7 protein-coding genes and 4 pseudogenes are annotated in these 7,467 nt (G+C 44.3%); 8 read left to right on the plus strand and 3 right to left on the minus strand.

Annotation, left to right across the window (positions count from 1 at the left end; all coding sequences use genetic code 11):
• Positions 1 to 14 precede the first annotated feature (14 nt).
• Positions 15 to 320 (minus strand): annotated as a pseudogene (locus C7Y66_RS09505) (transposase); the annotation flags it as partial.
• Positions 321 to 407: 87 nt separating this feature from the next.
• Between C7Y66_RS09505 and C7Y66_RS09510 the strand changes: the two are divergent.
• Positions 408 to 1,470, plus strand: a pseudogene (locus tag C7Y66_RS09510) (IS630 family transposase).
• Here the strand turns inward: C7Y66_RS09510 and C7Y66_RS32370 are convergent.
• Positions 1,462 to 1,797, minus strand: a pseudogene (locus tag C7Y66_RS32370) (IS630 family transposase); the annotation flags it as partial. The pseudogenes C7Y66_RS09510 and C7Y66_RS32370 sit on opposite strands and share 9 nt — an antisense overlap.
• A 15-nt stretch (positions 1,798 to 1,812) precedes the next feature.
• A pseudogene (locus C7Y66_RS09520) lies at positions 1,813 to 3,100 on the minus strand (ISKra4 family transposase).
• Between the two features lie 95 nt (positions 3,101 to 3,195).
• On the opposite strand from C7Y66_RS09520, the gene C7Y66_RS30995 reads away from it, so the two are divergent.
• The 7 genes from C7Y66_RS30995 to C7Y66_RS09550 form a co-directional block, all read left to right on the plus strand.
• A complete protein-coding gene (locus tag C7Y66_RS30995; protein ID WP_158265895.1) occupies positions 3,196 to 3,369 on the plus strand; it encodes a hypothetical protein in 174 nt (57 codons plus the stop codon).
• Positions 3,370 to 3,467: 98 nt separating this feature from the next.
• Positions 3,468 to 3,719 (plus strand): hypothetical protein, encoded by a 252-nt coding sequence (locus C7Y66_RS09525; protein ID WP_199197342.1) that lies wholly within the window; start codon positions 3,468 to 3,470, stop codon positions 3,717 to 3,719.
• Positions 3,720 to 3,812: 93 nt separating this feature from the next.
• A complete protein-coding gene (locus C7Y66_RS09530; protein WP_106545389.1) occupies positions 3,813 to 4,886 on the plus strand; it encodes an XRE family transcriptional regulator in 1,074 nt (357 codons plus the stop codon).
• Positions 4,883 to 5,155 (plus strand): hypothetical protein, encoded by a 273-nt coding sequence (locus C7Y66_RS31725; RefSeq protein ID WP_199197343.1) that lies wholly within the window; start codon positions 4,883 to 4,885, stop codon positions 5,153 to 5,155. Before C7Y66_RS09530 ends, C7Y66_RS31725 begins: the two co-directional genes overlap by 4 nt.
• Positions 5,156 to 5,434: 279 nt before the next feature.
• Positions 5,435 to 5,689, plus strand: a complete 255-nt coding sequence (locus C7Y66_RS09540) for a UPF0175 family protein (protein ID WP_106545390.1) — start codon at positions 5,435 to 5,437, stop codon at positions 5,687 to 5,689.
• Positions 5,679 to 6,167: a DUF3368 domain-containing protein gene (locus C7Y66_RS09545; RefSeq protein WP_106545391.1), complete on the plus strand. Its 489-nt coding sequence runs from the start codon at positions 5,679 to 5,681 to the stop codon at positions 6,165 to 6,167. Before C7Y66_RS09540 ends, C7Y66_RS09545 begins: the two co-directional genes overlap by 11 nt.
• 736 nt (positions 6,168 to 6,903) lie before the next feature.
• A partial coding sequence (locus C7Y66_RS09550) for a protelomerase family protein (protein WP_233222604.1) occupies positions 6,904 to 7,467 on the plus strand: 564 nt, incomplete at its 3' end.

The raw sequence follows: 7,467 nt of genomic DNA on the forward strand, positions 1-7,467 counted from the left end.
ATGTATCTACTCGTTCACGCGCATTCTTCAATAGTTCCTTGAGACTTTCTGACTCGATTTTTAATCGGAAACCAGTAATGCTCAATCTCATTTAAATCTGGAGATAATGGTGGTAAGTCTTGGATTTCACATTGTGCCGATTTGATTAATTCTCGAATTTTCTCGGATTTATGAAAAGTTGCATTGTCTAAAATTACAGTCTGTCCTGGTTTTAAGTGTGGCAGGAGTTTTTCGGATAACCACTGCTCAAAAACCAACCGATTACAAGCTCCTTCAAAGGTGAACGGAGCTAACAGTTTTCCTTGACATAAACCACTAATATAGCGAGTCTAAATGAATCGTGAACAAAAGCCGAAGAGAAATATGTAGAATGGAGATCTTGATGTGAGAATCTGCTCTTGACTGACATGAACCTGAATCATTTGTCCAAAGCACAACGAATTCAGATGTTAAAGGATTTTATTAAAAGCCATCCACCTGAAAAAGAGATGAAGAGAGCTTTAGCAGTCAAACTAGCTGAAGAAGGCTATAAATATCGACAAATTAGCAAAATTTTAGAAGTTTCTGTCGGATTTATTAGCAAATGGAAGCAGGCTTTTGAGTCAGGTGGTTTAGCTGGGTTAAAGTCTTCATATCTAGGAGGAAAAGGTTACTTAACTGAGAGCGAGAGGCAAGCAGTAATTGAGTGGCTGATTGAGCAAAAAACCTGGGACATTTCTGATTTAGAAGTGCATTTAATCGAGCAGTATGATGTAGTTTTTCAATCACGGCAAAGTTATTATCAATTATTAAATTCAGCCCGAATTACTTGGCAGAAAGGAGAACAAATCAATCCGCGATAAGACCCAGAAGCCATCGCAAAAAAAAACCGCTCGTATTGCCCATCTACTAGAAGAGAATCGACCGCAGATTGAAGCTAGACAATTAATCGTATATATCATAGATGAATGCCATTTAATTTGGAATGATCTGTGTGGCTATCTCTGGAATTTGATAAGAGAGCCTCAAAAAATTCCAATTCTCAATCCACGAGAAAGACAAACTTACTACGGAGCCTTAAATCTTTTCACTCAAGAATTTGTGATGATTCCCGCTACAACAGCTAATGGAGAATTAACTATCAAGTTTATCAAAACATTGCAAGGTAAACATCCCTCAGCCAGAATCTTATTGATTTGGGACGGTGCTAGTTATCATAGAGGACAAGAAATGAAAACTTTTTTGGCGCAGCAAAATCAAAAACTTTTACCAGAAGAATGGAAAATTGCTTGTGTCCGATTTGCTCCTTACGCTCCCCAAGAAAATCCCGTTGAGGCGATCTGGTTACAATTGAAAACTCTACTGAGAAGGTTTCATCGGTTTGGCAAGAGTTTCAATATCGTTAAACGTCTATTTCAGCTTTTTGCTGACTTAAAGCTCTTTAATCTTCCGAATTTCAGCAACTACAATGCTTTTTCACGATTCGCTTAGACTCGCTATAATACTGACTCTAATGCTTCTTTTTCCCGATTTTAAGTCATAAAATCTTTGTCCTTTTTCATTCCAGCCGTAGCTGTAGTCATCTCGATTATCTATCCCTGACTCATCTATATCTACTCGCTCCTCTGGTTTCTTTCGATCGATTTTTTCGATAAATTCTTGTCTTTTTTCTTCATCTCTTTCTCGATCCCCGTAAGTTTTTTTCTAGGAAATCCAATTTTCTTTAGAGCTTTACCAATAGTTCTGTCACTGATTTCTAAGTGCCACGCTTGAGCCATTTCATGCGTGAGTCTGACTGCCATGTTTTCGAGCAAACTCGGGTATGACCGAAATTTAATGTAGAGATTCAGCGAGAGTAAAGCCATAGCGATTAATTTTCGACCAGAATTGCTGCCATCGACCTGAAGTGTAGGTCAAGGTTCGTAAACTCAAGACAATCCCAGCACCACGGTCTTTCCATTTCATGCCTGCACCACACAAACGTGCTTTGACAATCACCTTACATGCTGATTCAGTGACTCCCGAACCAATCGGTAAATTCCAGGCAATAGCTTCGGCATAATGCATTTGATGGTGATGGTTACGAAAGTAGGTGATGGCATCAAGGAGTCCAGAACGCACAGCGTCAGACAACCGTTGCGGCTCGATTGCGGACATTTCGGCTAACAAACGAGTGGCAGCACCGACAGAGTGTTTGAGAATGTGACAGTGGCTATCCATCCAGGCTCGTTGATACTCCACACTGCGAGGGTGAACAGATGCGGCAACTTTAGCTAAATACTGCGTCGCGTGATAAAAATCTAACACCTGGCTGTGGGTGAGTGGTTCTAGAAACGTCCAATTCTCCGGTGCGCCATCGGCTAATCCTTGATAATGGGCATGAGGGTATAATCGCTTCACCTGTTCGACTTCTCGTTGCATCCGCAAAAAGAATGTCTCTCGCCCATGTTCTGGTGTAGCGGCAATATAAGTGGTGTGTTGTCGCTCTCCTAATGCGTCATACAAGCTAATCGTGCCGACCATAGCTTGTCTCCATCCATCTTCACATTACAACATGCACGTTCCATCTACTCCGATGCTTACCGTTTCAATTACCATAGGCAACTTCGGTGTTTGGTAGTGCCAATCTTCTTCTTTAAGCAAAGCAATAGTACCAACAACTTCTGCCAAGGTTTGCACAAATGACCGATGTACCTTGAGTCCATGATTGGAGCCTAAGTCCTCTACTAGCCGTACACTGCTCATCTGGGCGTATTTATGACTGATTTGTTGCGCGAACTTGGGTGTCGAAGTGATGATGATGGGAGCATCCACCTCCAATGGACAAACAGTTTTCCCACCATCACTAGTTTGATAGACATGGCGCTCTAGAGCTACCATTCCATACGGTGTTTGATATGTTTTGGGTAATTTTCCTTTACTGGTCCAACGCATTCCACCACTTTCGATGGGGTCACCATCAGTATCGAACTGAATGAAGTGCTTCTCCACTCGCTAGAGTGCCTGCTTGATTCAGCACTGATTGCAGTGTTTCTTCTGTCTCTAAAAATGTCTTTTGCAAAGGAACCACCAGCTGGAGTGTGACAAACTCGGCATTGCTTTCCACAAGTGTTACACTCATTCCCTGTCTCTCCAGCAGTACTTGCTTTCTCTAAACTATACCAGCTTCTCTTTCTCACATCAATATCTGGTCATACTCTTTTGAAGGAGTTAGCGATGAGAGCAGAGATCGAGCAGCAGCAGTTTTTTCAGGCATTGTTCCAGCAGCTAGGGCAAGCTTCTCTAACTCAAATCGAGTCGGCTTTAGCTGAGCGTGAAATGGTTGAACCAGAACCAGAATTAAGTTCCCAGACGATCGCTCGGCTGCAACAACTCCTTGCAGGTGCATGATGGCAGTAGACTAGAACCAGCTCAAATCTCGTTACCTCCAAGATCACTTCTCAACTCGGCTTGGTGGAATTGCTTCAAACTTAGCTAGGGCTAGATCGTTGCTTGACTCTGGCACTAACGAGCAAGTCGCCCTTCAACTGATCCGCGAAAGCCAGTTTTTGATCGAGTGGACTGCTCCAGATGCTAGCGAGGATGTCGCTGTCGAACTAGTCGTACTCCAACGCCTACTTAGCTTCTGGCACTACCACTGGTCATCACTGTGGTCTAATGCCGAGCAGCGCAAAAGCATTGCCCACCAAGCTCAAGAATGGTCCGATCGTCTCCTTGACTACTCCGGTCTCCTCAGTTGACATTCGATTAGACTATCTTGTGCTTGTAAACCAGAGGTTTACAATTTTGTTCTTTTAATGCTATTCTGTAAATAGATTAGGAGACTCCACATTATGATAGGTAGGAGACTTAAGCTATCTCGTTTAAGTGCAGGATTCTCACTTAGAGAGCTTTCAGACAAAATTGGCAACTTGGTAACAGCTCAAGCAATTGGTAAGTACGAACGTGATGAGATGATGCCTGGTTCTAAGGTATTAATTGCTCTAGCCCAAGCTTTAGGGGTGTCAGTCAATTACCTGGTTAGCGAGGGTTTGATTAATTTGGACGGTGTCGAGTTCCGGAAAAACGCTATAACCAACGAAAAGGAAGAGGCTTCCATCCAGGCTGCTGTCCTTAGCGCTGTCGAGCGTTATCTCGAAATTGAAGACATTCTTGGTGTCACGAGCCAAGAGTGGCAGCAACCACAGGGGTTTCCCTTTCCAATTCACGAAATAGCTGATGCTGAGTCTGCTGCTTTATCTTTGCGTTCTTGCTGGAATCTTGGCTCCGATCCAATTCCAAATCTTGCTGAATTTCTGGAAGAGAAGGGCATTAAAGTTTTAGCTCTATCTCTTACGGAGAATGTGTCGGGTTTGATATGCATGGTTCACCGACGTGAAGGGTCAGATGTTCCAACAATCGTTCTTAATCAGAATGATACGGGAGAGCGTCAGCGATTTACTCTAGCACACGAACTCGGTCATTTACTTCTTGATATGTCCCAAGGGATTAACGAAGAAAAAGCTTCCAACAGATTTGTAGGTGCTTTCTTGATGAGTGCAGATATTCTAAGAGCCGAGGTAGGTAAACATCGGCACTATATTTCTCTGGGCGAACTGCTTCAACTCAAAGCCATCTTCGGGGTTAGCGTTGGGGCGATCGCTTATCGGTGTAAAGACTTAGGTATCATTGATAACGCTCTATACCAGCAACTGTTTGAGGGATTTAAAGAACAGGGTTGGCGTCATCCACCTTATAAGGAACCACTACCAGTTGAGCCATTGCAGCCGACTCGGTTCAAGCGCTTGTGCTTCCGTGCTTTAGCAGAAAATGCTGTCTCAGAGGCAAAGGCTGCTGAATTACTTGGTATATCAGTGCGACAACTAGAGCTAGAGATGGATCGACCACCAGAAATTCAAGCCGCATGAATGTTCTCGTCTCCGATACCTCCGTGCTGGTAGATCTTGAACGCGGCGGTCTCCTGAAAGCTACTTTTAGCCTACCTGTAACCATGGCAGTCCCAGATTTGCTATATGCACAAGAGTTGAGCAACTATAATGGGGAGCGATTGCTTAACCTGGGTCTCCAAATCCTCGAACTCGACGACCAAGGGGTCGAGATGGCCATCAACTACCGGGAACAAGTCCGCGCTATCTCGCTCCCTGACAGTTTTGCTTTAGTGCTTGCCAAGACTTGAGGGTTTACCCTCCTCACTGGTGACGGCGCACTGCGTAACTTGGCAGCTAAAGAACAGGTCGAATGTCATGGAGTTCTTTGGATTCTAGATTTTTTAGAACAGGAACAGGTTATGGCAACAGCAGATCTCTATACAGGACTTAACAAAATAGCCAACCACCCCCGATGTCGCTTGCCCACACCCGAAGTTACCCTTCGGCTTAATCGTTATGCTAGGCAAAATTGAATTTCTATAAAGTTCAGTCAGGGGAATGAAGCGATTGTTCGTTAGGAGAATTTTATGAGAACAGTATCAATTCAATTACCTGAAACCGTCTTTTCTGCACTTCGCAAAAATCCTGAAGAATTTGTCAACGAAATGCGAATTGCAGCAGCAATCAAATGGTATGAATTAGGTGAAATCTCTCAAAGTAAAGCATCTGAAATAGCCGGACTGACTCGTGCAGAATTTATTCATGCTTTATCTCGTTATCGAGTTGATTTTATGCAATATACTGCCTCTGAGCTAGCCGCAGAAATAGCAAATGGTGATTGAGCGCGTCATCGTTAACTCTTCACCGCTCATTGTTCTGTTTAAGAGCCAACAGGCAGAATTACTGCCACAGTTGTTCCTAGAAATCTTAGTTCCTGAAGGTGTATTTGCCGAAGTGACAATGGCAGGTGAGGATGATGCCGCAGCCAGACAATTACCGAATGTTGCTTGGATTCAAACAGTAGAAGTTACTTCTATTGTTCCTGAAGTTGCTGCTTGGGATTTAGGCAAGGGAGAATCGCAAGTGTTGAGTTTGGCTTCAACGACTGCTGAGTGTGCGGCTGTAGTTGACGATCGAGCAGCACGGCGTTGCGCTCAAACTTTGGACATCCCTACTATTGGCACGGGAGGCTTGCTTGTAATAGCAAAACGACGCGGCATCATCTCCAGCATCTCCCCAGGAATTCAAGCCTTACAGAATGCAGGTTTATGGTTATCTGAGACTGTGGTCACTTTGCTCAAACAACAAGCTGGGGAATAGTTATACCTCAAGCCCATCCTAAGTTACCCATCATTACTACACCGGACAAAATTTTGCTACACGTACAATTGCCTTAGTTACCACTATTAGTCACTCCTTGCTCAACCAGCGTGCGATCGCTTCCTCTTACCCTGCTCCCATGCCCACCATCCTAGTGACTAGCAGTCTGTCTCTGCGATTGCAGGAGCGTGACTGGCATGCGATCGCTCACGGCTGAGTAGCTACACTTGGCGGTAAGAGCTGCAAGATTCAACTACCAGCAGCAAAGAGCGTATTTCTGCTTTAGCCGTATGCTCTGCCCTGCTCGCAATCCAAGATAGCCGTATTGACTGAAGTACAAGAACGTGGCACTATAGCAGTATAAATAGTTAAGACAAATAACTGGATAAGTTTTCATCACCAAACCTTGTGGATGCACTTGGACACGTCGCTCAGTTGGGCAAAGGTTACTACTCATACTACCGAGCTTAACAATCGAGCTACTGGCATGGTTCCATCCAGTATTCCGCTCCATTCGGTACACACTTGAAGTGCGATCGCACCTGAGTATACCATGCTCGGTCGTTACACGCTCACTTTTGACCAGGTATACGCTTGTTTGTTGTGGGAATCTTCGACTGTATGCAATAGCAATTCGTTCAAAACTTTCTACCCAACACAGCGATCGAAATCGCTCAAAACTTGTCTCCACCTACCCCTCATCTCTCATCCCTAGCCTATAGTCCTTGACACATATATGAGCAATGCCACTCGGTTTGACCTCAGCAGAGAGGAAATTATTGCCCGATACCGTCAGCGCATTGCCAAAGGCGATCGCACCAAGCTGACCAAATACGAGTTGGAACAGCTAGCACTACATTTTGTTGAGCTATTGAAGTCACTCAACTCAACAGATGAGATTCAAGCTTTGTGCGAAGCTGAAATTCAACTTCTAGAAGAAGGCTATCCTCAAGCAACGATCGCTGGCAATCAGATACCGCTATACCGCCGACTGATCGAGGATGCAATTTCTACAGGCGCTCTACCCCTAACTGATGAAAACAGCCATATAGTTGCTTGGACTAAGCGCAATACTGGAGAACTCGGACAAACCCAAGAACACTTCGCTCTTAACTACCTCAAATACGATCGAGCTACCTACCAGCAAATTCGCTCTGAAGGTACGGCAGCTAATAATAGCAGGCAAGACAACCTGCAACCCGTTCCAATCCAACGTTACCTAGATCAATACTTCGGACAGTTTTTGGCGCTTGGCAGTAGACAGAAAAGCCATCGAACCGATAGAGTGCCTTTTAGAACA

Origin of the sequence: Chroococcidiopsis sp. CCALA 051 (genome assembly GCF_003015105.1) — a bacterium.
GTDB classification, from domain to species: domain Bacteria; phylum Cyanobacteriota; class Cyanobacteriia; order Cyanobacteriales; family Chroococcidiopsidaceae; genus Chroococcidiopsis; species Chroococcidiopsis thermalis.

Excerpts from the sequence above, each read along its gene's own strand:
- C7Y66_RS30995 (WP_158265895.1), top strand. The coding sequence starts at position 3,196 with ATGAGAGCAGAGATCGAGCAGCAGCAGTTTTTTCAGGCATTGTTCCAG.
- C7Y66_RS09530 (WP_106545389.1), top strand. The coding sequence starts at position 3,813 with ATGATAGGTAGGAGACTTAAGCTATCTCGTTTAAGTGCAGGATTCTCA.
- C7Y66_RS31725 (WP_199197343.1), top strand. The coding sequence starts at position 4,883 with ATGAATGTTCTCGTCTCCGATACCTCCGTGCTGGTAGATCTTGAACGC.
- C7Y66_RS09540 (WP_106545390.1), top strand. The coding sequence starts at position 5,435 with ATGAGAACAGTATCAATTCAATTACCTGAAACCGTCTTTTCTGCACTT.
- C7Y66_RS09545 (WP_106545391.1), top strand. The coding sequence starts at position 5,679 with ATGGTGATTGAGCGCGTCATCGTTAACTCTTCACCGCTCATTGTTCTG.